This is a genomic window from Curtobacterium sp. AB451, assembly GCF_050585845.1.
Taxonomy (GTDB): domain Bacteria; phylum Actinomycetota; class Actinomycetes; order Actinomycetales; family Microbacteriaceae; genus Curtobacterium.
In genome coordinates, this window is the sequence record NZ_JBOBQG010000004.1 from 339,520 (window position 1) to 364,232 (window position 24,713).

Genomic DNA, 24,713 nt, shown 5'->3' on the forward strand with positions numbered 1-24,713 from the left:
CCGGTCCCTCCACCCCCGAACACGGAGCAGCACTTGAATCCGAGCGTCCCGGTCGCACGTCGCGCACCGAGTCTCCGCGCATCGCTGGGCATCGGCGAGCGACTGTTCGCAACGCCCGCGGAACGCCGGTTCATCGCCGCGGTCGACGACGGTCTCGAGCTCGTCGAGCGGGGGCTCGAGGACGCCATGCGCTCCACCGACACCCTCGCCGACACCACGAGCCGGTACCTGCTGTCGGCGGGTGGCAAGCGGATCCGTCCGACGCTGACGCTCCTCATCGCCCAGCTCGGCGACGGCGTCACGGACGCGGTCGTCAAGGCCGCCGTGAGCATCGAGACGACGCACCTGGCGTCGCTGTACCACGACGACGTGATGGACGAGGCGCCGGTCCGGCGCGGCGTCCCCGCGGCGCACGTGACCTACGGCAACAACGTGGCGATCCTGACCGGCGACCTGCTGTTCGCGCGCGCCAGCCTCATCACGGCGGACCTCGGCACCGAGGGCATCCGGATGCAGGCCGAGACCTTCCAGCGGCTCTGCATGGGCCAGCTCCACGAGACGACCGGCCCGCAGCCCGAGGACGACCCGGTCGAGCACTACATCCAGGTGCTCAGCGACAAGACCGGTTCCCTGATCGCGACGGCCGCCCGCGCCGGCGTCATGTTCTCCGGAGCGGACCGCGCCTACCTCGACGCCGTCGGCACCTTCGGCGAGAAGGTCGGCGTGGCGTTCCAGCTCGTGGACGACGTGATCGACCTCGCCCCCGCGAAGGACAAGACCGGCAAGATCGCCGGCAACGACCTGCGTGCCGGCGTGGACACCCTCCCGCTCCTGCAGCTCAAGCGGCTCGCCGCGACCGGTGCGCCCGACGCGGTGGACCTGCTCGAGCGCATCGAGCGTGACGTGAACGCCGCGCCGGACGACGTCGTCGACTCGACGCCGTACCAGTCGGCGGTGGCGGCACTGCGCGAGCACGAGGCCACCGCCGCCACGCGCGCCGTCGCGGTCCGCTGGGCGATGGACGCCGTCGACGCCCTCGAACCCCTGCCGGACGGCACGGTCAAGCGGGCCCTCGTCCGCTTCGCCGAGTCCGTCGTCGAACGCAGCCGCTAGCGCGGCACCACCGCGGTGGCCGACGGCCCCGCCCCTCGACCCCCTCGACCACCTCGGGAGCACCGCACCCGAACGAACTGGAGACGATCAGTGCCCACCCTCCGAGTCGCCATCGTCGGCGCAGGCCCCGCCGGCATCTACGCCGCCGACATCCTGCTGCGCGAGGCCCACGGCCACGACGTGTCGATCGACCTGTTCGAGCAGCTGCCGGCCCCCTACGGTCTGGTCCGCTACGGCGTCGCCCCGGACCACCCGCGCATCAAGGGGATCATCAACGCCCTGCGTGACGTGCTCGACCGCGGTGTCGTCCGCCTGTTCGGCAACGTCCGCTTCGGCGAGGACATCACCCTCGACGACCTCAAGCAGCACTACCACGCGGTCGTGTTCTCGACCGGCGCGATCAAGGACGCCGACCTCGACGTCCCCGGGGTCGAGCTCGACGGGTCCTACGGGGCCGCCGAGTTCGTCAGCTGGTTCGACGGGCACCCCGACGTCCCGCGCACCTGGCCGCTCACCGCCTCGAGCGTCGCGGTCATCGGCAACGGCAACGTCGCCCTCGACGTCTCGCGCATCCTCGCCAAGCACGCCGACGACCTGCTGCCGACCGAGATCCCCGCGAACGTGTACGAGGGCCTCAAGGCGTCCCCGGTCACGGACGTGCACGTCTTCGGTCGCCGCGGTCCGGCGCAGGTGAAGTTCACGCCGCTCGAGCTCCGCGAGCTGGGCGAACTCCGCGACGTCGACATGATCGTCTACGACGAGGACTTCGACCACGATGAGGCCTCGAAGACCGCCATCGCCACGAACAAGCAGGTCATGGTGATGAACCGCGTGCTCGAGCAGTGGCGCACCCGCGAGACGGGCCAGGCGAGCCGCCGGCTGCACCTGCACTTCTACGCGAAGCCCCTCGAGATCGTCGGCGAGGACGGGTCCGTCACCGCGATCCGCTACGAGCGCACCCGGCCCAACGGCCAGGGCGGCGTCGAGGGCACCGGCGAGGTCCGCGAGATCCCGGTCCAGGCGGTCTACCGCGCGGTCGGCTACTTCGGCTCACCCCTGCCCGGCGTCCCGTTCGACGAGCGGCACGGCGTCATCCCGAACCACGAGGGCCAGGTCCTCGGCGACGATAACCAGCAGATCCCGGGGGTCTACGCGACGGGCTGGATCAAGCGTGGACCGGTCGGGCTCATCGGCCACACCAAGTCCGATGCGATGGAGACCGTGCAGCACATCGTGAACGACCAGGCGAGCTGGTGGACGCCCGCCGACCCGTCCGAGGGTGCCATCCCGGCGCTGCTCGCCGAGCGCGGTGTCGAGTACACCGACCTCGACGGCTGGCACAACCTCGATGCCCACGAGCTCGCCCTGGGCGCACCCGAGGGTCGCGAGCGCATCAAGGTCGTCCCGCGCGACGAGATGGTCGACGTGTCCCTCGGTCGCGTCGACGCGCGCACGGGCTCGGCGACGAGCTGACCGGCACGACGCGCACGCCATGACGACCGCACGCCCCGCACCGCCCACCGCGCTGCGGGGCGTGTCCGCGTCCGGGGTCCGGCTCGACGGTGTCGACGTCGCGCGCGCGCTGGCGCTCCTCGGGATGATGGCGACCCACGTCGGCGGGATCGCCGACCAGGTCGACTGGTCCGACCCCGGCACCTGGGCGGCCGTCGCACACGGCCGGTCCTCGTCGCTCTTCGCCGTGCTCGCCGGCGTCTCGATCGGCCTGACGAGCGGTCGGACCGCACCGCCCGGCCCGCCGAGGATCGGCCGCGTCCGCGCCAGGCTCGCTGTCCGCGCGGTCGTGGTCGTCGCCGTCGGGCTGCTCCTGATGGCCCTGGGGACCCCGGTCTACGTGATCCTCCCCACCTACGGCGTCCTGTTCCTGCTCGCGGTCCCGGTGCTCCGGGTCCGCGCCCGCTGGCTGCTCGTGCTCGCCGCGGTGTGCGCCGTGGCCTCGCCGGTGGTCGCGATCGGCATCGCCCCGCTCTACGCCGGCGCGGGCACCTGGGAGGTCCAGCTCGGGCTCGTCTACCCCCTGGTCACCTTCCTGGCGTACGTCCTGGTCGGTCTCGCCCTCGCCAGGGCGGGACTGGAGGCGCGGCGCACCCAGGTGGTCGTCCTCGCGTCCGGCACGGTGGCGGCCGTCGTCGCGTACCTCGTCGGCAACGCGGTCGCGCCGGTGCCCGCCGATGCCGGGTTCGCGTTCCCCGGTGTGCCGTACGCGGGGGAGGGGAGCACCGCCGCCGAGGGCGCCGCGCAGCTGTTCCTGTCGCCCCGGGACCACTCGTCGTCGATCGTCGACGTGGTGGGCACCGCGGGGGTGGCCGTGGCCGTCATCGCGCTCTGCACGCTCGTGTTCGACGGTCGGGGCGAGGTCGTGCGCCGCATCGGGTACCCGCTGGCGGCGGTCGGGTCGATGCCGCTCACGGTGTACGCGGGGCACCTCGTCGTGCTCGCGGCGCTGCCCGAGTACCCGGAGTCAGCGGCCGCGTGGGGGTGGTTCGCGATCGGCTCGGTCCTGTTCGCGATGTTCTGGCGGCGGTTCTTCGGGCGTGGCCCCCTCGAACGCCTGACCGCCCGGCTCACCCGCATGGTGCCCGAGCCGCGCTGACCGGCCGCGCTGGCGGGCGACGTCGCACGGGGTGGCCAGCTCCGCACGGTGCTGCTTCGGCGATCCGGTGCGCCGTCGGTTGCCCGGTGCGGCGTTGTAGCTCCGCACGGTGCGGTCACCGGCGCACGGCGTGGCCGACCTCGCACCGGCTGGTCGACTCCGCACGGTGCGGCTTCGGCGATCCGGTGCCGCGTCGGTCGCCCGGTGCGGCGTTGTAGCCCTGCACGGTGCGGTCACCGGCGCACGGCGTGGTCAACCTCGCACGGGCTGGTCGACTCCGCACGGTGCGGCTTCGGCGATCCGGTGCGCCGTCGATCGCTCGGTGCGGCGTTGTAGCCCCGCACGGTGCGGTCATCGGCGCACGGCTTGGCCGACCTCAGGCGGGGTGGTCGACTTCGCACGGTGCGGTCACCGGCGCACGGCTTGGCCGACCTCGCACGGGCTGGTCGACTCCGCACGGTGCGGGTTCGGCGATCCCGTGCCCGGGCGATTGCTCGGTGCGGCGTTGTAGCTCCGCACGGTGCGGTCACCCGCGCACGGCTTGGTCGACCTCGCACGGGGTGGCCAACTCCGCACGGTGCGGCTTCGGCAATCCGGTGCCCCAGCGATCGCTCGGTGCCGCGTTGTAGCCCCGCACGGTGCGGTCACCGGCGCACCGGCCGAACAAACTCGCACCGTGCTGGGCGCGAGACGCCCCCGCGACCCAGCCGCGCCCCGCGCCCCGCCCGCGCCCCCGCGCCCCCGCGCCCCGCGCCCCGCGCCCCGCGCCCCCGCGCCGGGGCCGACCCGCGCCTCCTGGCCCGCCCGCTACTGCAGCGCCGCCGTGAGCCGCGCGACGTTGTCGAGCACCTTCGACCGCCGCGGCCGGTCCTCCCACGCGTCCAGCGTCAGCTCGAAGCTGTGCTCCTTGTAGGCGGCCTGGACCTCGCGCAGGGCGTCCACGAACCGGCTGCCCCGCACCATGACCGAGACCTCGAGGTTGAGGCTGAACGACCGCATGTCCATGTTGCTCGACCCGATGACGGCCACGTCGTCGTCGATCGTGAAGTGCTTCGCGTGCAGGATCGTCGGCGCGCGGTACAGCCAGATCTTCACGCCGGCCCGGAGCAGCCCCTCGTAGTAGGAGCGCTGTGCGTGCCACGTCATCGCGTGGTCGCCCATCTCGCCGACGAAGAGCTCGACCTCGACTCCGCGCTGCGCCGTGGTGGTGATGGCGTAGAGCATCGAGTCGTCCGGCACGAAGTACGGCGAGGTGATCGACACCTTCTGCTGCGCCGAGTAGAGCAGCGCGTTGAAGAGGCGCAGGTTGTTCTCGCCGTCGAACCCGGGGCCGGACGGCACGACCTGGCAGTCGAGTGCGTCGCCGCGGTCGGCCCGCTGCACGGGATCGCTCTCGCGGAGGAGCAGTTCGTCGGTCTCGCTGTACCAGTCGGTCACGAACAGCGCGTTCAACCCGGCGACCACCGGCCCCTCGAACCGGGCGAAGAGGTCCTTGTACTGCATGCCCTTGTCGATGTGGGACTTGAGGTCGTACGACTTGTCGATGAGGTTCTGCGACCCGGTGAACGCCACCCGGCCGTCGATGACCATGATCTTGCGGTGGTTCCGCAGGTCGGGGCGCTGGAACTTCCCCTGCAACGGCAGGAGCGGCAGCATGAGGTGCCACTCGATGCCGGCGCGGTCCATGAACGCGAGGGTGTCCTTGTAGCCCGGGTAGCCCCGGCTCGCCCAGTGGTCGAGCAGGAAGCGCACGGTGACGCCGCGGGCCTGGGCCCGCGCGAGTGCCTCGAAGAACGGCCGCGTGGTGTCGTCGAGCGTCGCGATGTAGAACTCGACGTGCACGAACCGCCGGGACTCGTCGATCGCCCGGGTCATCTCGGCGATGGACTCGTCGTAGTCGGGGTAGAGCTCCGCGGAGTTGCCGCCGACGAGGGGCATGGCGCCCAGCTCGCGGTTCAGACGGGTGACGCTGTCCAGCCACGCCGGCCACGGGTGGTCCCGCCGCACGCGCTCGATCCCCTCGGTCTGCTCGAGGATGTACGCGTTGATCTCGGTCTGCTTCTCACGCCGGGCGTGCGGGAGCTTCGTCGACCCGATGACCAGGAAGACGATGAACCCGATGTAGGGGATGAGGAAGATCGCCAGGAGCCAGGCCGTCGCGGTCTGCGGCTTCCGGTTGATCGGGACGTAGATGATCGAGAAGACGCGGATCGCCAGGTCCAACAGGACGAGGAGGACCGTGATCAGGACGCTGAGCCAGTGCTCCACGACGACGGTCGGCGGATCAGCGGAAGTTGATGAACTGCAACGGCACGTCGAACTCTTCACCCTTGAGGAGCTGGATCGTGTTCTGCAGGTCGTCGCGGCTCTTCGAGGAGACGCGCAGTTCGTCGCCCTGGATCTGGTTCTTCACGCTCTTCGGGGCGTTGGCCCGGAGGAAGGCGCCGATCTTCTTCGCGACGTCCTGCTCGATGCCGTTCTTGAACTTCACCTCGATGCGGTACTCCTTGCCGGACGGGTAGGGGTCACCGGCGTCGAGGCTCTTCAGGCTGATGTTGCGCTTGATCGCCTTGCTCTGGAGGACGTCGAGGACGGCCTTGGCGCGCTCCTCGGAGTTCGCCTTGATGAGGACGTCCTCGCCGCTGAAGGCGATCGACGCGTCGGCACCCTTGAAGTCGTACCGTTGTTCGATCTCCTTGGCGGCCTGGTTGAGGGCGTTCTCCGCCTCCATCTTGTCGACCTTGCTGACCACGTCGAAGGAACTGTCTGCCATGCGGGACAGCCTATCGGCGGACGGGAGGCGCGGTTCGGCACCCACGGACCGGCCTGCGGTGGTCACGAGCACCGTCCCGGATCGGCTATGCTTTCTTGCGCGCCTCCGGTTGGTGACCACACCGGCTGGGAGCGCACACGGCAAGTTACCCAAGCGGCCAAAGGGATCTGACTGTAAATCAGCCGGCGTAGCCTTCGGGGGTTCGAATCCCTCACTTGCCACCATCGGAACGGCCCCGTCCACATCGGACGGGGCCGTTCCGTTTCCGCGAGGATGGTCGCATGCCCTCCGACCTCACTCCTGCCCGATTCGCCGACCTCGCCGAGTCCATCGCCCGCGAAGCGGCAGCGCTCGCCGCTCGCCGCAGAGCCGAGGGGGTCGAGGTCGCCGACCGGAAGTCGAGCGTCGTCGACGTGGTGACGGCGGCGGACCGCGAGGTCGAGGCGCTCATCCGGGCGCGGATCGCGACGGCCCGGCCGGACGACGCCTTCTTCGGGGAGGAGTCCGGCACCGGCTCCGGGACCTCCGGGGTCACCTGGGTCGTGGACCCGATCGACGGGACCGTCAACTACCTCTACGGCAGCGCCGAGTACGGGGTGAGCATCGGCGTGGTCCGCGGCCCGGCCGACCCGACCAGCTGGGAGCCGATCGCCGGCGTGGTCGTCGCACCCGCCACCGGCGTCGTCCACCGCGCCGCCGTGGGTGAGGGCGCCACGCGGGACGGTGCACCGCTCCGTGTCGGCGCTCCGGCGTCACTCGCCGAGACGCTCGTCGCCACCGGGTTCGGGTACACCGCCGAGCGTCGCCGGCAGCAGGTCGGGGTGCTCGCCGGACTCATCGGCGAGGTGCGCGACATCCGCCGCGGGGGAGCGGCGTCGCTCGACTGCTGCGCGGTCGGGGCGGGCACGGTGGACGCGTACTACGAGCGGGGGATCAACCCGTGGGACATGGCCGCCGGGTCGATCGTCGCGCGCGAGGCCGGGGCCGAGACCCGCATCTGGGAGGCCGGCGGGACGCGGTCGTTCCTCTTCGCCGCACCCGCCGTCGTGGACGAGCTCGCGGCGCTCCTCCAGCGCCTCGAGGAGTCCGTGCTCGGGGCGTGAACACCCCGTCCCCTCGCTCTGGGGGAGCCGTGTGGTCCGGGCGAGGACTGGCGACACGGTAGGCGTCCTGCTACCGTTCTCGGGTCCCGTTATCTGCTCGTTACCAACGAGCGCACATCGCCCCGATCAGGATCCACGCCGAACACATGCCCCACTCTCCCCTCTCGCCCGTGCACACCGACGGCCCAGCGGACGCTCCCGCACCGGTCGTCCACCTGACCCGACGGGCCCGCATCGAGGCGGAACGCGCGGCGGCGACGGCGGGGGGAGTGCCGGCCGACGTCGAGCACGCGACGGTCGTGGCGGAGGCGAGCAGCGCCTCCCGGCCCGCCCTCGCCGAGCCGGCCTTCGACGAGCTCGTCACGCCGGGGACGCCCGTGACGCCGGCCGCTCCGGTGTCGCCCATCGACCTCGCGCCGGCGTCGCCGGCCATGCCCGCGTCGACGGCCTCGCCCGTGACGCCGCCGGCACCATCGTCGCCGGTCGTGGCCACGGGGCCCGCGGTCGCGGCGACCGTCCGCTCCGCCGCCGGCACCCGACGTGTGCTCGGCCAGGTGCCGGCGTCCCGTCGCCCCGCGCGCGCCGCGGCTCCCGTCGCACCCCACGTCGACCGCGCCACCCGGCACATCGCCCGGACGGACCGGTCCACCCGGCCCGCCGGGGCTGCTGCATCGTCGACCGTCCCGCACACGCGGACGCAGGGGGCGTCGTTCCGGCGAGCAGCCTCGCGCGTGACCGCCGTCGGTGCCCTGCTCTTCGTCGCGGGCCTCGTCGTCTCGACCTCCCTGCCGGCCCAGGCGCTCTACACGCCGGAGCCCGGCTCGTCGTCCGCGCGGACCTCGGTGTCCGGTGCCACGCAGTCCCTCAGCGTCGGTGCGGGCGCGGCCGACGCCGAGACGAACCGCGACCAGTACTCGGTGTCCTCGGCCACGCAGTACAAGAACGTCGACGCCTCGAGCTTCACGAACGACCCCAACGGCACGATCCAGTGGCCGTTCCTCACGGGTGTCCCGATCACCTCCGGGTTCGGCGGACGCCAGGTCGAGGGGTGCTCGTTCTGCTCCACGAACCACATGGGCGTCGACTTCGCGCCGGGCGAGGGCACCCCGATCCGGGTCATCGCCGGTGGCACGGTCATCAAGGTGCAGGCGAACGACGGTGGCTTCGGCAACGACGTCTGGGTCGAGCACGACGTCGACGGCAAGCAGTTCGTCAGCGTCTACGGCCACATGGAGGACAACTCCTTCAAGGTCGTCAAGGGCCAGCAGGTCGAGGTCGGCGACGAGCTCGGCCTGGTGGGCAGCACGGGCAACTCGACGGGCCCGCACCTGCACCTCGAGGTCCACGTGGACGGCGTCCCGGTGGACCCGCTGGCGTGGCTCAAGGCGAACGCGAACTAGCGGTTCCGCGCGGCACGCCCGGGCGTCACGCCCGGTTCCTGACCACCGTCGCGGGTCTGCTATCCTCGTGTGGTGCCGCCGAGCGGCACATGCCCCGATAGCTCAGTGGTAGAGCACTTCCATGGTAAGGAAGGGGTCGTCAGTTCAATCCTGACTCGGGGCTCCGACCCGGCGCGGCAGTCGCGCCGGATCCTTGGCGGGGTAGCTCAGTTGGTTAGAGCACACGACTCATAATCGTGGGGTCGCGGGTTCAAGTCCCGCCCTCGCTACCGCAAGCCCGGCGATCCGTTCGCCGGGCTTTCGTCGTTCCCGGGGCATGGTCGCGCGCCGTGCTGGGCGCGCGCGACCCACCGGTGTCGCGTGCCTGCTCGGCGGGTGCCGGCTGCCGGCGGGTGCCGGCTGCCGGCGGGTGCCGGCTGCCGGCGGGTGCCGACGTCGAACCACGTTCCGGACATCGAGCCAGGGCCGCGACCTGGTTCGACGTCGTCTCCCTGGTTCGAACGCGCGCGGGCGCGCCGGGGTCCGCCGAGTGCATCGGCCCGAGTCCGCACCCCGCTCCGAACATCGCGCCCCGCCGGGACGGGGCGCGGTGTTCGTCACGGGGCGCAGCGCGCAGCGGTGGCAACCGTCCATCCGGCCGGCCGGGCCGCCTGCTCGCGCTACCTGCCGCCGATCGGCCGACGTCGATCGCGGCCGCCGACGCCGATCGGCGCCGCGCCTGCCGCCGGCCGGCCGATGCCGATCGGCGCCGCGACCCGCGCTACCGCCCGCTCAGGACGCCCGCCTGCCGCAGCGCCCGCTCGATCACGCCCGCCGTGCTGCGCCAGGCGTCGTGGCGCCGCTTCGCACCGATCTCCCCGCCCGACACCGCCGTGCCGTGCCCGGAGTGCCGCAGCGTGATCGTGGTCGACGTCCCCGTGACGGTCGTCGACAGCTCGTACCGTCGGAACTCCCGCGACGGGTGCACGAGCGCCCCGAGCAGGATCGTGAGCAGCCGGTTCCCGGTCGTGGCCGTGAGCGTGCCGCCGGTCGACTCGACGTGGTGGCCGGCCCGCTGCAGTGCGGCACCAGCGGCTTCCATCGCCGTGCACCGATCGCCCGTGTGCACGGCGAACTCGGTCGTGTGGTCCATCGTTCCTCCCCATCCCCAGAAGACCGGCGTCGGTTCCCCCGAACCGCGTCCCACCAGCATAGCCGATGCATACTCATCAACACCGGCCCCCGAGTGGGCGTCGGTAGACTGCCGGACGTGTCAGTGAACCCCGAGCTCGTCGGCAGGACGTTCCCGCCGGCTGCGCCCTACCTCGTCGGTCGTGAGAAGGTGCGCGAGTTCTCCCGCGCCGTGTTCGCGACGAACCCGATCCACCACGAGCCCGACGCCGCCCGCGCCGCCGGGTACGACGACGTCGTCGCCCCGCCGACCTTCGCGGTCGTCGTGCAGGAGGCCACGCTCGCCCAGCTCCTCGCCGAACCCGACGCCGGCATCGACTTCTCGCGCGTCGTCCACGGCGAGCAGGCCTTCACCTACGAGCGGCCCATCGTCGCCGGTGACGAGCTCACCGCGACGCTGACGGTGACGAGCGTGAAGACGCTCGGCGGCAACGCCATGGTCACCGCCGAGAGCACCATGAACGACGCCGCGGGGGAGCACGTCGTCACGGCGACCTCCACCCTCGTGGTCCGAGGAGACGACGCATGACCGCCGCACCCGTGACCGCGCTCGAGGTCGGGACGGTCGTCGCCGAGCGCGAGGTCCACATCACCCGCGACTCGCTCGTCCGCTACGCCGGTGCGTCCGGCGACTTCAACCCGATCCACTACCGGGACGACGTCGCGGCCTCGGTCGGGCTCCCCGGCGTCCTGGCGCACGGCATGCTCACCATGGGCCTCGCCGTCCAGCCGGTGTCCGAGTGGCTCGGCGACCGCGGCTGGGTCGTCCGCTACGGCGTGCGCTTCACCCGTCCCGTGGTCGTCGACCCAGAGCTGGGCGCCACCGTCGGCGTCGTCGCCACGGTCGGGACCGTCGACGACGACGGCCGCCCCCAGCGCATCGACCTCACCGTGACCGCCGCCGGGCAGACCGTGCTCGGCAAGGCGCAGGTCACGGTGGCGTTCCGCTGACCGTGACGGAGCCGGTGCTCGCCGACCTCACGACGCTGCGCGTCGGGGGCTCCGCGGCGCGGCTGCTCACCGCGACCACGACCGACGAGTTCGTCGCACACGTGACCACGGCGTGGGACGACGACGAATGGCTCGTCCTCGGAGGTGGCAGCAACCTCCTCGTCGCTGACGACGGCTTCGACGGCACCGTCGTGCTCGTCCGCACGACCGGCGTGGAGCACGAGTCCGACGGCAATGGCGTCACCGTCCGCGTCGCGGCCGGCGAGCCGTGGGACGCGTTCGTCGCGACGACCGTCGAGCGCGGCTGGACGGGCCTGGAGGCGCTGAGCGGCATCCCGGGCACCGTCGGCGCCGCCCCCGTGCAGAACATCGGCGCCTACGGGGTCGAGCTGTCCGACGTGCTCACCCGGATCGAGTTCCTCGACGCGGCGACGGGGGAGCGCGCGTGGGTGCCAGCGGCCGAGCTGGCGCTCGGCTACCGCACCTCGACGCTCAAGCACGGGCGACGGGGCGCGGTGCTGACGGTCGAGTTCCGGCTCGGCACGGCGTCCGACGCCGGGGTCGCGGTCCGCTACGCCCAGCTCGCCGGGTCGCTCGGCGTCGAGCTCGGGGCGTTCGTCGACCCGGTGACCGTGCGGTCCGAGGTCTTGCGGCTCCGCGGGTCCAAGGGCATGGTGCTCGACCCCGACGACCACGACACGTGGAGCGCCGGGTCGTTCTTCACGAACCCGATCGTCTCCGCCGCCTTCGCCGAGACGCTGCCGGCCGAGGCACCGCGCTGGCCGGCGGGCGGCGACGTCAAGCTCAGTGCCGCCTGGCTCATCGAGCACGCGGGCGTGCACCGGGGGTACGCCGTGCCCGGGTCCCGCGCGGCGATCTCGTCGAAGCACACGCTCGCGTTGACGAACCGGGGCGGAGCGACCGCCGCCCAGGTGGCGGAACTCGCCCGCTACGTCCAGGTGACCGTCCTGAACCGCTTCGGGGTGGCGCTCGTGCCGGAACCCGTCGTGGTGGGTGACCTGCTCGCCTGAGCCGAGCCGCGCCTCCTGGCCCCGGACGTGACGACGGCCCACCTCGACGAGGTGGGCCGTCGCGGCGTCCGGGGGACTAGGCGAAGAACTTCGCCAGGCGGGCCACGCCCTCGGCGATGTCGTCGTCACCGAGCGCGTACGACAGGCGGAGGTAGCCCGACGGGCCGAAGGCCTCGCCCGGGACGACCGCGACCTCGGCGTGCTCGAGGATGAGGTCGGCGAGCTCGAGGGTCGTGGTCGGTGTCGAGCCGGCCCACTCGCGGCCGAGGAGCGCCGTGACGTCGGGGTAGACGTAGAAGGCGCCCTGCGGGGTCGGCGTGACGAAGCCCGGGATCGCGTTCAGACCCGCGACGATCGCCTGACGACGACGGTCGAAGGCCTCGCGCATCGCCGTGACGGGCTCCTGCGGGCCGTTCAGCGCGGCGATCGCGGCGCGCTGCGACACGTTGGACACGTTGCTCGACAGGTGCGACTGCAGGTTCGAGGCCGCCTTCACCGCGTCGGCCGGGCCGATGAACCACCCGACACGCCACCCGGTCATCGCGTACGTCTTGGCGACGCCGTTGACGAGGATCGTCGTGTCGGCGAGGGCGGGGACCGCCTCGAGGATGCCGGTGAACCGGACGCCGTCGTACACGAGGTCCTGGTAGATCTCGTCGCTGATGACCCAGATGCCGTGCTCGAGGGCCCACTCGCCGATGGCCTTCGTCTGCTCGGCGGAGTACACGGCGCCGGTCGGGTTCGACGGCGAGCAGAACAGCAGCGCCTTCGTCTTCGGGGTGCGTGCGGCCTCGAGCTGCTCGACGGTGACGAGGTAGCCCTGGTCGCTGCCGGCGAAGACCTCGACCGGTTCGCCGCCGGCCAGGCGGATCGCCTCGGGGTAGGTGGTCCAGTACGGGGCGGGGAGCAGGACCTCGTCGCCGGCGTCGACGATCGTCTGGAACGCCTGGTAGACGGCCTGCTTGCCGCCGTTCGTGACGATCACCCGCGACGGGTCGAGCGTGATGCCGGACTCGCGTGCGGTCTTCTCGGCGATGGCCTGCTTGAGTTCCGGCAGGCCGGTCGCGGGCGTGTACCGGTGGTTCTTCGGGTCCTGCGCGGCCTCGACCGCGGCGTCGACGACGTGCTGGGGCGTCGCGAAGTCCGGCTCACCGGCGGCGAACGAGATGACCGGTCGGCCGGCGGCCTTCAGCGCCTTGGCCTTGGCATCGACCTTGAGCGTCGCGGACTCCGCGATCGCGGCGATGCGGGACGCGATGCGCGGCCGATCGGTGGACGCGGCAGCGGGGTTGGCGGTGGACTCGGGGCCGGGGGCTTCGGTGCTCACGGGTCCCAGCCTATCGGCGCGGCACGCCGGAGCATCCGTCAAGTGGACACCGTGTGACGGACTCCCGTACACTCGACCACCGGAACACGGATCGGTGACGAACCGTGTCCGAAGGGCGGTGGCTCAATTGGTAGAGCAGCGGTCTCCAAAACCGCAGGTTGCAGGTTCGAGTCCTGTCCGCCCTGCACATCTGGAAGGGTAGAAGTTGGCGAGCAAAGACATGGAGACGACGGCGGATGACGTCGTCGCCAAGGCGAAGCAGGACCGGGCCGAGCGCCGCGGTCCGTTCGCTGCCATCGTGCTCTTCATCCGTCAGGTCCTCGGCGAGCTCCGCAAGGTGGTCACGCCGACCCGCAAGGAGCTCTTCAGCTACACGGGCGTCGTCCTGGTCTTCGTCGTCGTGATGATGATCCTGGTGTCGGTCCTCGACTTCGTGTTCGGACTCGGCGTCGGGTACGTGTTCGGCAACGGGCCGACGGCCTGACCCGGACGCCGGCTGTCCTGTCCGCCCACGGACAGGAGTACGGTCGCCCGAGACGGCGCCGGTCGTGAACCGATCCGCCCGCCAACCCGATCCGCATCACCGAACGGAAAGATTCGACAGTGTCTGACAACTCCCGCGACGACATCGACCTCGCCACGGCTGCCGAGCAGTCCTCCGAGGTCGAGGAGAACCAGGAAGGCGACGTCGAGACCGGCGAGGAGCGTTCGGCCGAGTCCGCCGAAGAGCGAGCCATCGAGATCGAGGACGAGGACGACGAGTCCCTCGGCCTGAGCGACGAACCCGACGACGGCACCGTCGACGCCGGCATCGACGAGGCGCTCACGGCCCTCGCCGAGTCCCGCGACCCCGAGGCCGACGCCGTGGTGGACGACGCGCTCGAGATCGACACCGCCGACGAGGCCGAGGCCGCCGTCGAGGCCGTCGAGGACGAGGAAGAAGTCGAGCTGGAGTCGGAGACGGCAGCCGAGGCCAACGCCACCCTCGCCGCCGACGAGGCCCTCGACGCCGACGACGACGAAGAAGCGGCTGAGGTCGACCCGTACGAGGCCTTCAAGGCCGAGCTGCGGATGAAGCCGGGCAAGTGGTACGTCATCCACTCCTACGCGGGCTTCGAGCGCCGCGTGAAGTCGAACATCGAGAACCGCATGGTGTCGATGTCGATGGAGGACTACATCTACCAGGTCGAGGTCCCGATGGAGGACGTCGTCGAGATCAAGAACGGGCAGCGCAAGCTGGTCACCCGCGTCCGGATCCCCTCGTACGTGCTCGTCCGCATGGACCTCAACGAGGACTCGTGGTCCGTCGTCCGGCACACCCCCGGTGTCACCGGCTTCGTCGGCAACGCGCACAACCCGACGCCGCTCCGCTTCGACGAGGCCTTCGGCATGCTGAAGTCCCTGGTCCAGGTGGCCGAGGCCGCCCCGACCAAGGGCGGCGCGAAGGGCTCCGGCGGCGCGCAGTCCCAGCCGGCGGCCGAGGTCGACTTCGAGATCGGCGAGACGATCACCATCAAGGAAGGCTCGTTCGCGGGTCTGCCCGGGTCGATCTCCGAGATCAAGCCGGAGAGCGGCAAGCTCACGGTCCTCGTCTCGCTGTTCGAGCGCGAGACCCCGGTCGAGCTCAGCTTCGACCAGGTGACGAAGCTCTAGCGCGCACCAACACCAGCTACACTTATCGAGTTTGGCCCCGCACGCTTCGTGCGTGCGGGGCTTCACCGCGGTCCGGAACGGCCGGGCCAGCGGGAGAGTGCACGGATCCCCGTGCGTTCGATTCCAGGAGGAAGACAAGTCATGGCACCGAAGAAGAAGGTCACGGGCCTGATCAAGCTGCAGATCAACGCGGGCGCCGCCAACCCGGCCCCGCCGATCGGTCCGGCGCTCGGTCAGCACGGCGTCAACATCATGGAGTTCTGCAAGGCGTACAACGCGGCGACCGAGTCGCAGCGTGGCAACGTCGTGCCGGTCGAGATCACCGTCTACGAGGACCGTTCGTTCACGTTCGTCCTCAAGACCCCGCCGGCGGCAGAGCTGATCAAGAAGGCCGCGGGTGTGCAGAAGGGTTCCGCGACCCCGCACACGGTCAAGGTCGCGAAGATCTCGATGGACCAGGTCCGTCAGATCGCCGAGACCAAGCAGGCCGACCTGAACGCCAACGACATCGAGCAGGCCGCGAAGATCATCGCCGGCACCGCACGCTCGATGGGCATCACGGTCGAGGCGTAAGCCCCACCTGCTCAGGCACACACCCAAACACCCTTCCGTGGGAGAGCCGCGCCGGCTCGTCAACCACGTAGCTCCCAAGGAGAACACCATGGCGAAGAAGTCCAAGGCCTACCAGGCCGCGGCCGCGAAGATCGAGGCCGACAAGTTCTACACCCCCGCCGAGGCCGTCGCCCTGGCGAAGGAGACCGGTTCCACCAAGACCGACTCCACCGTCGAGGTCGCCCTCAAGCTCGGCGTCGACCCGCGCAAGGCGGACCAGATGGTCCGTGGCACGGTCATCCTGCCGCACGGCACGGGCAAGACCGCCCGTGTCATCGTCTTCGCCGTGGGCGCTGCGGCTGAGGCCGCCATCGCCGCCGGTGCCGACGAGGTCGGTGGCGACGAGCTCATCGCGAAGGTCGCCGAGGGCTACACCGCCTTCGACTCCGCCGTCGCGACGCCGGAGCTCATGGGCAAGGTCGGTCGTCTCGGCAAGGTGCTCGGCCCGCGTGGCCTCATGCCGAACCCGAAGACCGGCACCGTGACCCCGAACGTGGCGCAGGCCGTCAACGACATCAAGGGCGGCAAGATCGAGTTCCGCGTCGACAAGCACGCCAACGTGCACTTCGTCGTCGGTAAGGCCTCGTTCACGCCGGAGCAGCTCGACGAGAACATCTCGACCGCGCTCGAGGAGATCAACCGCCTCAAGCCGAGCGCCTCGAAGGGCCGCTACATCACGAAGGGCGCCGTCTCGACGACCTTCGGCCCGGGCATCCCGCTCGACGTCAACAGCATCTGATCCACTGATCAGTCCCGACAGGACCCGTACCGGTTTCGGTGCGGGTCCTGTCGCGTCCCCGGCGTGGTCTGCCGGTAGCGTGGCACCGTGCGCACCCTCGTGAACTCGCTCCGGCTGATCGCGGTCATCGCCGTGGTGGCAGCCATCGTCGGGCAGTGGCTCGTCAGCTCGAAGCTCCCGAGCTACAACCCGTGGAACTTCTTCGGGTACTTCACGATCCAGTCGAACATCCTCATCGCGGCGGCGTTCGCCGTGACGCTCGTCGCCGCTGCTCGACACAAGCGGGGTGACCTGCGGGTCAGTGTGTTCCGCGGTGCCTCGACGGTGTACATCGCCACGACCGGCATCGTCTACAACACCCTGCTGACCGGCGTCGACGTCTCGGCGAACGTGCAGTGGTCGAACGACATTCTGCACAAGGTCATGCCGGCGTACGCGGTGCTCGACTGGCTGCTGTTCTCGGATCGCTCGAAGCTGCTGCTCCGGCACGTGTGGTGGTTCCTGCTCTACCCGGCGGTGTGGACGGTCGTCGTACTGGTGCGCGGGGCGACGGACGGCTGGGTCCCGTACCCGTTCCTGAACCCCGACCTCGGCTACGGCGTCGTCGCGCTGTACTGCGTCGGCGTGGGGGTGTCGATCGTCCTGCTCGGCGTGCTCGTCATCGGGATGAGTCGCCTGCGGCTCGTGAAGGTCTAGCTCCGGAAGTCGCGCAGCCGGTCGAGCACGAGGTCGGCGAGCTGGATCAGTCCGCGGATCTGGTCGTCGTCGCGGTCGACCCACCGGCACTCGGGTTCGTCGGCGACCGGGACGAAGCCGTCGTGCCGTTCCCAGACGAACAGGGTGCGGTCCGCCCCGAGGACGTACTGCTGCCACCAGATCTGGCGGAGGTAGTGGCGGGGGATGCTCCGCCAGGCCTTGCCGGTGGTCTTGATCTCGGCTAGGACCACCCGCGACGAGCCGTCGACGCCGACGCCGTCCGGGGTGGCCAGGTGCGCCCGGTTCGTGGCGGCGTGGAAGAGGTGCGCGGACGGCTGGATGCCGTGCGTCGCGGCGACCCAGGCGGCGATGACCGGTTCGCGTTCCTTGCCGTGCTCGGTGAACGAGTTGCCGGAGAACCGGGAGCCGTACCGCTTGTCGGTGACGACCGCCTCGACGGCGTGGTGCGAGGCGAGGCGGGCCACGTCGGTCGCGGTGATCCCCATCGCCCGGGCGCGCAGCCAGGCGACGCGGTCGGACGAGTGCGCGACGATGCGCTCGGTGTGGCCGCGCAGCGCGGTGAAGGCGTCGTGCGCGACGGGTCCCGCCGCCGTGGAGCCAGCCACGGGTGCGACCGACGCCGGAGCTGCGGAGGCGGGTTGCGCCTCCAAACCCGGGTCGAGGTCGCCCCACAGGGTGGGCTGCACGATCGTCACCCGACGATTGTCTCCCCGCGCACCGACGAGACGAAACCGACGCACCGGTGGGACCGGGTCAGGAGACGAGCTGCCGCCCCTCGGCGAACGTCACGAGCTCGTCGATCCCTGCGGGGGAGAGCGCGTACCCGATGGCGAGCGCCGCCGCCCCCTGCAGCGCCGCGAGCGAGCCCGCGCGGGACTGCGCGATCACGAGGTGCTCCGTGGCGAGGGGCATCGAGCGGGAGTACACCACCTCGCGCACCCCGGCGAGCAGGTGTTCCCCTGCCTGCGTGATCGATCCGCCGAGCGTGATGACCGACGGGTTCATGAGCGAGACGCAGGTCGCGAGGACCTCGCCGATGTCCCGCCCCGCCTGCCGGACGGCCTGGATGGCGTCCAGGTCCGACCGGTTCACGAGCTCCAGGACGTCCGCGCTCGAGTGCACGTCATGGCCCTTCGCGCGGAGCCGCCGGGCGATCGCGGGCCCGGAGGCGACGGCTTCGAGGCACCCGGTGTTCCCGCAGTGGCACGGCACGTCGCCTGCGCTCGAGACCCGGACGTGGCCGATGTCCCCAGCGGTGCCCTGGGCGCCGCGCCGGAGCTCGCCGTCCGAGACGATCCCGGAGCCGATGCCGGTGGCGACCTTGACGAAGAGCAGGTGGTCGACACCGGGCCAGGCGTGCTCGCGTTCGCCGAGGGCCGCGATGTTCACGTCGTTGTCGAGCAGCACGTGGGCCGCGATGTTCGCGCGGAGCCAGCCGGGCACGTCGAAGCCGTCCCAGCCGGGCATGATCGGGGGGTTCGCGGGGCGGCCGGTGGAGAACTCGACCGGCCCCGGCACGCCGATGCCGATCGCGATGACGTCGTCCCGGGCGCGACCGACCTCGTCGAGGAGCGAGTCGATGGTCTCGACGAGCCACGTGAGCGTGGGGACCGGGCCAGCGGCGATGTCGATGCGGGCCTCGCGGGTGGCGAGCGGCCGAGCGACCAGGTCGGTGACGGCGACGCGGCCGTGGGAGGCGCCGAGGTCGGCGGCGACCACGAGGCGGGCGCGGGGCATCAGCGCCACCTGCGCAGGCGGGCGTCCGCCCGTGGACGCCGCGGTGTCCACGGGTCCGACGAGTCCGACCTCGATGAGGGCATCGAGGCGCACGCCGATCGTGGAGCGCGCGAGTCCTGTCAGGCTGGCGAGTTCGGCCCGGGTCCGTGGCACGCCGTCGCGCAGGATCTGGAAGAGCTCGCTCGTCCCGACCGGAGGCGACGCTGCCGTCCGGTTCAAGTCGACCATGTGGGGGAGTGAAGCACACATCGAACGCGCCACGCAACGAAGTCCGTCGAACGTGATCGAACTTCTGCTTGACCGCCGACAAAAGTGGTCATAGTGTGACGCTCGGTCGACGACGACCACACCATCTCGACGAGGAGAACCCCTGGTGACCCAACCGCTCTCGGTCCAGCTCTACACAGTCCGTGACGCCCTCGCTGCCGATCTGCCCGGCACGCTGCAGCGCATCGCCGACATCGGCTTCACGAACGTCGAGGCGTTCGGCTTCGTCGACCGTGCCGAAGCGCTCCGCGACGCCCTCGCCGCGGCGGGACTGCAGAGCCCGAGCGGCCACGCGCGGCTGCTGGACGCCGGCGAGCAGGACCTCGAGCAGATCTTCCACGCGAGCGTCACCGTCGGTCTCACGACCCTGATCGACCCGCACATCGACGAGGCCCGCTGGACCACCCGCGAGGACGTCGAGGCCATCGCCCGCGAGCTGAGCGCCCTCGCGCCCCGTGCCGCGGACCACGGTCTCGCCCTCGGCTACCACAACCACGCGTTCGAGTTCTCGAACCGCATCGACGGCGTCTCCGCCTACGAGGTCTTCGCCGACGCGCTGTCCGACGACGTCGTGCTCGAGCTCGACACCTACTGGGTGCAGGTCGGCGGGGACGACCCGGTCGCGATCATCCGCAAGTACGGCGAGAAGGTCCAGTTCCTGCACGTCAAGGACGGCGACGGCTCGCACGACGACAAGAAGCAGGTCGCCGTGGGCAACGGCATCATGCCGATCCGCGAGATCATCGCCGCGGCGCCGGACGCGCTCCACGTCGTCGAGCTCGACGACCACGAGGGCGACGTCTTCCAGGCCGTCACCGACTCCTACACGTTCCTCGAGGGGGCCCGCGCATGACCGACACCACCACCACGACCGAGACCGGCGCGACCCGGCCCACCCGCACCGGTCCGGTCGGCGTCGGCGTCATCGGCGCCGGGGTCATCTCGGACCAGTACCTCTCGAACCTCACCGTCTTCCCCGACGTCACGGTGCACGCCATCGCCGACATCGACCTGCCCCGTGCAGCGGCGCAGGCGGAGAAGTGGGGCGTCGCCGGGTCCGGCACCGTCGAGGAGCTCCTGGCGAACGACGACATCGAGATCGTCGTCAACCTGACGATCCCGGCCGCCCACGTCGAGGTCGCCCTCAAGGCCCTCGCCGCCGGCAAGCACGTCTGGGGCGAGAAGCCCTACGCCCTCGACCGCGCGAGCGCCGCCGAGCTCCGGGACGCCGCCCGCGCCGCCGGCAAGACCGTCAGCGTCGCACCGGACACGTTCCTCGGTGCCGGCCTGCAGACCGCGCTCCGGACCATCCGCGACGGCCGCATCGGCACGCCGCTCAACGGTCTGACGCTGTTCCAGAGCCCCGGCCCCGAGTCGTGGCACCCGAGCCCCGAGTTCCTGTTCGCGTACGGCGCCGGTCCGCTCTTCGACATCGGCCCCTACTACATCACGACCCTCGTGCAGGCGTTCGGCCCGGTGAAGAAGGTCACGGCCACCGCGTCGAAGTCCCGCGCGACCCGGACGATCGGTTCCGGCCCGAAGGCCGGCACCGAGTTCCCGGTCGAGGTCCCGACGAACCACTCGGCCCTCATCGAGTTCGAGAACGGCGGGAGCGCGCAGAGCGTCTTCTCGTTCGAGTCCGACCGTGGTCGCACCGGCTTCGTCGAGATCGCGGGCGAGACCGGCACGGTCGTGTTCCCGGACCCGAACAACTTCGACGGCGACACCGAGCTCTACGCGTACGGCGCCGACGAGCCCGAGACGATCCCCGCCGTGGGGTCCACCTACTCGCGCGGTACCGGCGTGGTCGACCTGGCCCGCTCGCTCCGCGCCGGTGAGGAGAACCGGGTCCCCGGTGCCCTCGCCTTCCACGTCCTCGACGTGATGGTCTCCATCGCCGAGGCGGCCGAACGTGGTGAGGCGGTGCTCGTGGAGAGCACCGTCGCACCCTCCCCGACCCTCCCCGAGGGCTGGGACCCCGCGGCGTCGACCCTGGCCTGACCGCCAGGCCCGGTCGGTGGCCGTCCGACGACGGACGTCCGCCGACCGGGACCGACACCGCTGCACACAGCAGCACCCGACAGCACGACCAGCACCACCACCTGCACCATCTCAACGACGAGAAAGTAGAGAGTCATGCGCACTGCCATCCGCGCACTGGCCATCACCGCGGCCGCGGCACTCACCGTGACCGGCCTCGCAGCCTGCTCCTCCGGATCGTCCGGTTCGTCCGGCGACTCCAAGACGCTCACCTACTGGGCGTCCAACCAGGGCACGTCGCTCCAGAACGACAAGGAGGTGCTGACCCCCGTCCTCAAGAAGTTCACGAAGGAGACCGGGATCAAGGTCAACCTCCAGGTCATCGGCTGGAACGACCTGCAGAACAAGATCCAGACCGCCGTCACCTCGGGTCAGGGCCCGGACGTCGTCAACATCGGCAACACCTGGGCGACCTCGCTCCAGGCCACCGGCGCCTTCCAGGAGTTCGGTGACTCGGAGATGAAGGCGATCGGCGGCGCCGACAAGTTCGGCAAGGTCGCGCTCTCGACCGGTGGCGCACCGGGCAAGACCGTCACGAGCGTCCCGCTCTACGGCCTCGCCTACGGTCTGTACTACAACAAGCAGATGTTCAAGGACGCCGGGATCGAGGCGCCGACGACGTGGGAGGACCTCGTCTCGGACGCGAAGAAGCTCACCACCGACGGCAAGTACGGCTTCACCATCGCCGGTGGCTCGTACACCGAGAACGCGCACTTCGCGTTCATCAACTCGGCGCAGAACGGTGGCGAGTGGTTCGACTCGAAGGGCAACCCGACCTTCACCCAGAAGGCGAACGTCGACGGCATCCGCCGGTACCTCGACCTGATGCAGAGCGACAAGGTCGTCAACACCTCGAACGCCCAGTACGACAACGGCACCCAGGCGGTCTCGGACTTCGCGAACAAGAAGGCCGCGATGATGCTGACGCAGAACAACGCCAACTCGACGATCACGTCGAACGGCATGTCCGCCGACGACTTCGGCGTGGTGCCCTTCCCGGCGCCGCAGGGCGGCAAGGACATCGCGTCCTTCCCGGCTGGCATCAACCTGTCCATCTTCAAGAACACGAAGAACAAGGACGGCGCCCTGAAGTTCGTCAAGTACATGACGAGCGAGGACACCCAGGCCACGCTCGACAAGCCGTACTCGGCCCTGCCGGTGCTCGCCTCCGCTGCTGACTCGGTCACCGACGAGCAGACGAAGACGTTCCTCGACATCTACAACAACAAGGCGAAGCCGCTCCCGCTGGTCCCCGCCGAGGACCAGTTCGAGTCGACGGTCGGCAAGGCGATGAACGACATGTTCGCCAAGATCGCCACCGGCGGTTCGGTGTCCGACAGCGACATCAAGACCGCGCTCAAGACCGCCCAGGACCAGGTGTCCCAGGCGAACGGCTGATCGAGCCAGGAGGCCCGGGTCGCGTCCGACAGGACGCGCCCGGGCCTCCACCCCTCAGGTCCACGGCCCGACCACTCGGGTGGACGACCTGCGGTTCCGCACCCGGCCACGCGCCGGGCGTGAGCCGATCGGCTCACGCATGCCGCGCCTCCCGACCGCTGCCACGGTCCGCGCGAAGCACCCGATCCCCTTCCTGCCGAAAGGCCCCCGCTCATGTCCACCTCGGTCCTGCCTGACTCCGAGCGCATCGACCTGACCCACACGAAGGCCCCGACGACGTCGGGCCGTCCGCCAGGTCGGAAGCGCAAGACCCACTGGCTGCCCTACGCGCTCGTCGCCCCGGCCATCCTCTTCGAGCTGCTGATCCACATCGTGCCGATGCTCACCGGCATCTGGATCTCGTTCATCCAGCTCACCAAGTACTTCATCGCGAACTGGGGCGCCGCTCCGTTCGCCGGGCTGCGCAACTACTCGGTCGTCGTCGACTTCAACCAGGCGATCGGACAGGGCGTCCTCAACTCGTTCCTCATCACCTGCGCCTTCACGGTGCTCGTGGTCGGGCTCTCGTGGAGCTTCGGCATGGCCGCCGCGGTCGCGCTGCAGAAGCCGTTCCGGGGCCGCGGGCTCTTCCGCACGCTCTTCCTCGTGCCCTACGCGCTGCCGATGTACGCCGGCATCATCACCTGGAAGTTCATGTTCCAGCGTGACTCCGGTGCGATCAACCACATCCTGGTCGACCAGCTGCACCTGTTCGGCGGCCAGGGACCGTTCTGGCTGATCGGCTCGAACGCCTTCGTCTCGGTCGTCGTCGTGGCGATCTGGAAGACCTGGCCGTTCGCGTTCCTGATGCTCATGGCGGGCCTGCAGTCCGTGCCGAACGACGTGTACGAGGCGGCTTCGGTCGACGGCGCGAAGCCCTTCCGCCAGTGGCGCTCGATCACCCTGCCGATGGTGCGTCCGGTCAACGTGACGCTCGTGCTCGTGATGTTCCTCTGGACGTTCAACGACTTCAACACGCCGTTCGTCCTGTTCGGCTCGACCGCCCAGCCCCCGGCCGCGGACCTGCTGAGCTTCCACATCTACAACGCGTCGTTCATCACCTGGAACTTCGGCTCCGGTGCCGCGATGAGCGTCCTGCTCCTCATCTTCCTGCTCATCGTCACGGGCATCTACCTCGCCGTGACCAACCGGAGGTCCGTCCGTGCGTGAGACAGTCGGCGCCAAGTCCTTCAAGGTCGTGACCCTGGTCGTCCTGACCCTGTTCACGGTCGTCCCGCTCTACGTGATGATCACCACGGCCATCAAGCCGCTCGGTGACGTGCAGAACGACTTCACGTGGATCCCGACGCACATCACCCTGCAGCCGTTCATCGACATGTGGTCGACGGTCCCGCTCGGGCAGTACTTCATCAACTCCCTGGTGGTCTGCACCGTCGCGACGGTGTTCTCGCTGATCATCGCGACCTTCGCCGCCTACGGTGTCTCGCGCTGGAACTTCAAGGGCAAGAGCACCTTCACCACCGCGGTGCTCTCCACCCAGATGTTCCCCGGCGTGCTGTTCCTGCTCCCGCTGTTCCTCATCTTCACGAACCTCGGGAACGCGCTCGGCATCCAGCTCGTCGGGTCGTGGCTCGGCCTGATCATCACCTACCTGACGTTCACGCTGCCGTTCTCGATCTGGATGCTCGCGGGCTACTTCGAGACCATCCCGCGGGAGCTCGACGAGGCCGCGATGGTGGACGGCTCCGGACCGATGGGCGCCCTGTTCCGGGTGATCCTGCCGTCCGCCCGTCCGGGCCTCGTCGCGGTCGGGATCTACTCGTTCATGACGGCGTGGGGCGAGGTGCTCTTCGCCTCGGTGATGACGAACGGCAACGGGCAGACGCTCGCGGTCGGTCTGCAGCAGTACTCGACGCAGACGAACGTGTACTGGAACCAGATCATGGCGGCGTCGCTCGTCGTGTCGATCCCGGTCGTGATCGCGTTCCTCATCGTGCAGCGCCAGTTCGTCGCCGGTCTGACGGCCGGTGCGGTGAAGTAGGCAGGACCGCCTGACGGGAGGCGCGGTGCG

Annotated in this window: 24 protein-coding genes and 4 tRNA genes; 22 read left to right on the forward strand and 6 right to left on the reverse strand. The window is 70.4% G+C overall.

What is annotated here, in order from left to right:
- Positions 1–33: 33 nt before the first annotated feature.
- The 3 genes from ACQXVK_RS11585 (at position 34) to ACQXVK_RS11595 (ending at position 3,724) form a co-directional block, all read left to right on the forward strand.
- Positions 34–1,113 (forward strand): polyprenyl synthetase family protein, encoded by a 1,080-nt coding sequence (locus ACQXVK_RS11585; protein ID WP_402269278.1) that lies wholly within the window; start codon positions 34–36, stop codon positions 1,111–1,113.
- A 90-nt stretch (positions 1,114–1,203) separates the two neighbouring features.
- Entirely contained in the window at positions 1,204–2,586 is a 1,383-nt protein-coding gene (locus tag ACQXVK_RS11590; protein WP_022906445.1) for an FAD-dependent oxidoreductase, read from the forward strand.
- 19 nt (positions 2,587–2,605) lie between these two features.
- Positions 2,606–3,724, forward strand: coding sequence for a heparan-alpha-glucosaminide N-acetyltransferase domain-containing protein (locus ACQXVK_RS11595; RefSeq protein WP_430853643.1), 1,119 nt, complete (start codon positions 2,606–2,608; stop codon positions 3,722–3,724).
- 807 nt (positions 3,725–4,531) lie between these two features.
- On the opposite strand, the gene cls is transcribed toward ACQXVK_RS11595, so the two are convergent.
- Positions 4,532–5,992: a cardiolipin synthase gene (cls, locus tag ACQXVK_RS11600; RefSeq protein WP_402269283.1), complete on the reverse strand. Its 1,461-nt coding sequence runs from the start codon at positions 5,990–5,992 to the stop codon at positions 4,532–4,534.
- 16 nt (positions 5,993–6,008) lie between these two features.
- Positions 6,009–6,497: a YajQ family cyclic di-GMP-binding protein gene (locus ACQXVK_RS11605; RefSeq protein WP_022906448.1), complete on the reverse strand. Its 489-nt coding sequence runs from the start codon at positions 6,495–6,497 to the stop codon at positions 6,009–6,011.
- A gap of 139 nt (positions 6,498–6,636) precedes the next feature.
- Here ACQXVK_RS11605 and ACQXVK_RS11610 point away from each other — a divergent pair.
- The 5 genes from ACQXVK_RS11610 (at position 6,637) to ACQXVK_RS11630 (ending at position 9,269) form a co-directional block, all read left to right on the forward strand.
- Positions 6,637–6,721: transfer RNA gene (locus tag ACQXVK_RS11610), tRNA-Tyr, on the forward strand.
- Between the two features lie 57 nt (positions 6,722–6,778).
- On the forward strand, positions 6,779–7,600 hold the full coding sequence (locus ACQXVK_RS11615) for an inositol monophosphatase family protein (RefSeq protein WP_022906449.1): 822 nt from the start codon (positions 6,779–6,781) through the stop codon (positions 7,598–7,600).
- 146 nt (positions 7,601–7,746) lie between these two features.
- Complete coding sequence (locus ACQXVK_RS11620; protein WP_430853644.1) at positions 7,747–9,000, forward strand: peptidoglycan DD-metalloendopeptidase family protein; 1,254 nt, start codon at positions 7,747–7,749, stop codon at positions 8,998–9,000.
- A 91-nt stretch (positions 9,001–9,091) separates the two neighbouring features.
- Positions 9,092–9,163 (forward strand) — tRNA-Thr (locus tag ACQXVK_RS11625).
- Between the two features lie 32 nt (positions 9,164–9,195).
- Positions 9,196–9,269, forward strand: a tRNA-Met gene (locus ACQXVK_RS11630).
- Between the two features lie 491 nt (positions 9,270–9,760).
- Here the strand turns inward: ACQXVK_RS11630 and ACQXVK_RS11635 are convergent.
- Complete coding sequence (locus tag ACQXVK_RS11635) at positions 9,761–10,132, reverse strand: hypothetical protein (RefSeq protein WP_022906452.1); 372 nt, start codon at positions 10,130–10,132, stop codon at positions 9,761–9,763.
- 117 nt (positions 10,133–10,249) lie between these two features.
- On the opposite strand from ACQXVK_RS11635, the gene ACQXVK_RS11640 reads away from it, so the two are divergent.
- Genes ACQXVK_RS11640 through ACQXVK_RS11650 form a run of 3 tightly spaced genes read left to right on the forward strand, consistent with a single transcriptional unit; the run spans position 10,250 to position 12,152 of the window.
- The gene (locus ACQXVK_RS11640) at positions 10,250–10,699 is read left to right on the forward strand and encodes a MaoC family dehydratase N-terminal domain-containing protein (protein ID WP_083857901.1); all 450 of its coding nucleotides are present in this window, start codon (positions 10,250–10,252) and stop codon (positions 10,697–10,699) included.
- On the forward strand, positions 10,696–11,121 hold the full coding sequence (locus tag ACQXVK_RS11645; RefSeq protein WP_430853645.1) for a MaoC/PaaZ C-terminal domain-containing protein: 426 nt from the start codon (positions 10,696–10,698) through the stop codon (positions 11,119–11,121). The genes ACQXVK_RS11640 and ACQXVK_RS11645 overlap by 4 nt, the downstream gene beginning before the upstream one ends.
- A gap of 2 nt (positions 11,122–11,123) precedes the next feature.
- Positions 11,124–12,152, forward strand: coding sequence for a UDP-N-acetylmuramate dehydrogenase (locus tag ACQXVK_RS11650; RefSeq protein ID WP_430853646.1), 1,029 nt, complete (start codon positions 11,124–11,126; stop codon positions 12,150–12,152).
- 76 nt (positions 12,153–12,228) lie between these two features.
- Here ACQXVK_RS11650 and ACQXVK_RS11655 read toward each other — a convergent pair whose 3' ends face one another.
- Entirely contained in the window at positions 12,229–13,410 is a 1,182-nt protein-coding gene (locus ACQXVK_RS11655) for a pyridoxal phosphate-dependent aminotransferase (protein WP_430853777.1), read from the reverse strand.
- A 181-nt stretch (positions 13,411–13,591) separates the two neighbouring features.
- Here ACQXVK_RS11655 and ACQXVK_RS11660 point away from each other — a divergent pair.
- The 6 genes from ACQXVK_RS11660 (at position 13,592) to ACQXVK_RS11685 (ending at position 17,179) form a co-directional block, all read left to right on the forward strand.
- Positions 13,592–13,664, forward strand: a tRNA-Trp gene (locus ACQXVK_RS11660).
- Between the two features lie 35 nt (positions 13,665–13,699).
- On the forward strand, positions 13,700–13,963 hold the full coding sequence (secE, locus tag ACQXVK_RS11665; RefSeq protein ID WP_370871658.1) for a preprotein translocase subunit SecE: 264 nt from the start codon (positions 13,700–13,702) through the stop codon (positions 13,961–13,963).
- A gap of 119 nt (positions 13,964–14,082) precedes the next feature.
- Complete coding sequence (gene nusG, locus ACQXVK_RS11670) at positions 14,083–15,132, forward strand: transcription termination/antitermination protein NusG (RefSeq protein ID WP_022906458.1); 1,050 nt, start codon at positions 14,083–14,085, stop codon at positions 15,130–15,132.
- 141 nt (positions 15,133–15,273) lie between these two features.
- On the forward strand, positions 15,274–15,705 hold the full coding sequence (gene rplK, locus ACQXVK_RS11675) for a 50S ribosomal protein L11 (protein WP_022906459.1): 432 nt from the start codon (positions 15,274–15,276) through the stop codon (positions 15,703–15,705).
- Between the two features lie 88 nt (positions 15,706–15,793).
- A complete protein-coding gene (rplA, locus tag ACQXVK_RS11680; RefSeq protein ID WP_022906460.1) occupies positions 15,794–16,483 on the forward strand; it encodes a 50S ribosomal protein L1 in 690 nt (229 codons plus the stop codon).
- Positions 16,484–16,570: 87 nt separating this feature from the next.
- Positions 16,571–17,179, forward strand: coding sequence for a Pr6Pr family membrane protein (locus ACQXVK_RS11685; RefSeq protein WP_042723687.1), 609 nt, complete (start codon positions 16,571–16,573; stop codon positions 17,177–17,179).
- On the opposite strand, the gene ACQXVK_RS11690 is transcribed toward ACQXVK_RS11685, so the two are convergent.
- Both ACQXVK_RS11690 and ACQXVK_RS11695 read right to left on the reverse strand, forming a co-directional pair.
- Positions 17,176–17,895 carry a YqaJ viral recombinase family protein gene (locus ACQXVK_RS11690; protein ID WP_430853647.1) on the reverse strand — a complete coding sequence of 240 codons (720 nt, stop codon included), beginning with the start codon at positions 17,893–17,895 and terminating at the stop codon, positions 17,176–17,178. The two genes, ACQXVK_RS11685 and ACQXVK_RS11690, sit on opposite strands and share 4 nt — an antisense overlap.
- A gap of 58 nt (positions 17,896–17,953) precedes the next feature.
- Positions 17,954–19,165, reverse strand: coding sequence for an ROK family transcriptional regulator (locus ACQXVK_RS11695; protein ID WP_022906461.1), 1,212 nt, complete (start codon positions 19,163–19,165; stop codon positions 17,954–17,956).
- A 145-nt stretch (positions 19,166–19,310) separates the two neighbouring features.
- On the opposite strand from ACQXVK_RS11695, the gene ACQXVK_RS11700 reads away from it, so the two are divergent.
- The 5 genes from ACQXVK_RS11700 (at position 19,311) to ACQXVK_RS11720 (ending at position 24,683) form a co-directional block, all read left to right on the forward strand.
- Entirely contained in the window at positions 19,311–20,057 is a 747-nt protein-coding gene (locus ACQXVK_RS11700; protein WP_430853648.1) for a sugar phosphate isomerase/epimerase family protein, read from the forward strand.
- Entirely contained in the window at positions 20,054–21,205 is a 1,152-nt protein-coding gene (locus ACQXVK_RS11705; protein ID WP_430853649.1) for a Gfo/Idh/MocA family protein, read from the forward strand. Before ACQXVK_RS11700 ends, ACQXVK_RS11705 begins: the two co-directional genes overlap by 4 nt.
- A gap of 135 nt (positions 21,206–21,340) precedes the next feature.
- Positions 21,341–22,642 carry an extracellular solute-binding protein gene (locus tag ACQXVK_RS11710; RefSeq protein WP_022906464.1) on the forward strand — a complete coding sequence of 434 codons (1,302 nt, stop codon included), beginning with the start codon at positions 21,341–21,343 and terminating at the stop codon, positions 22,640–22,642.
- Between the two features lie 213 nt (positions 22,643–22,855).
- Complete coding sequence (locus ACQXVK_RS11715) at positions 22,856–23,851, forward strand: carbohydrate ABC transporter permease (RefSeq protein ID WP_022906465.1); 996 nt, start codon at positions 22,856–22,858, stop codon at positions 23,849–23,851.
- Positions 23,844–24,683: a carbohydrate ABC transporter permease gene (locus tag ACQXVK_RS11720; RefSeq protein WP_022906466.1), complete on the forward strand. Its 840-nt coding sequence runs from the start codon at positions 23,844–23,846 to the stop codon at positions 24,681–24,683. Before ACQXVK_RS11715 ends, ACQXVK_RS11720 begins: the two co-directional genes overlap by 8 nt.
- The last annotated feature ends 30 nt before the right edge of the window (positions 24,684–24,713 follow it).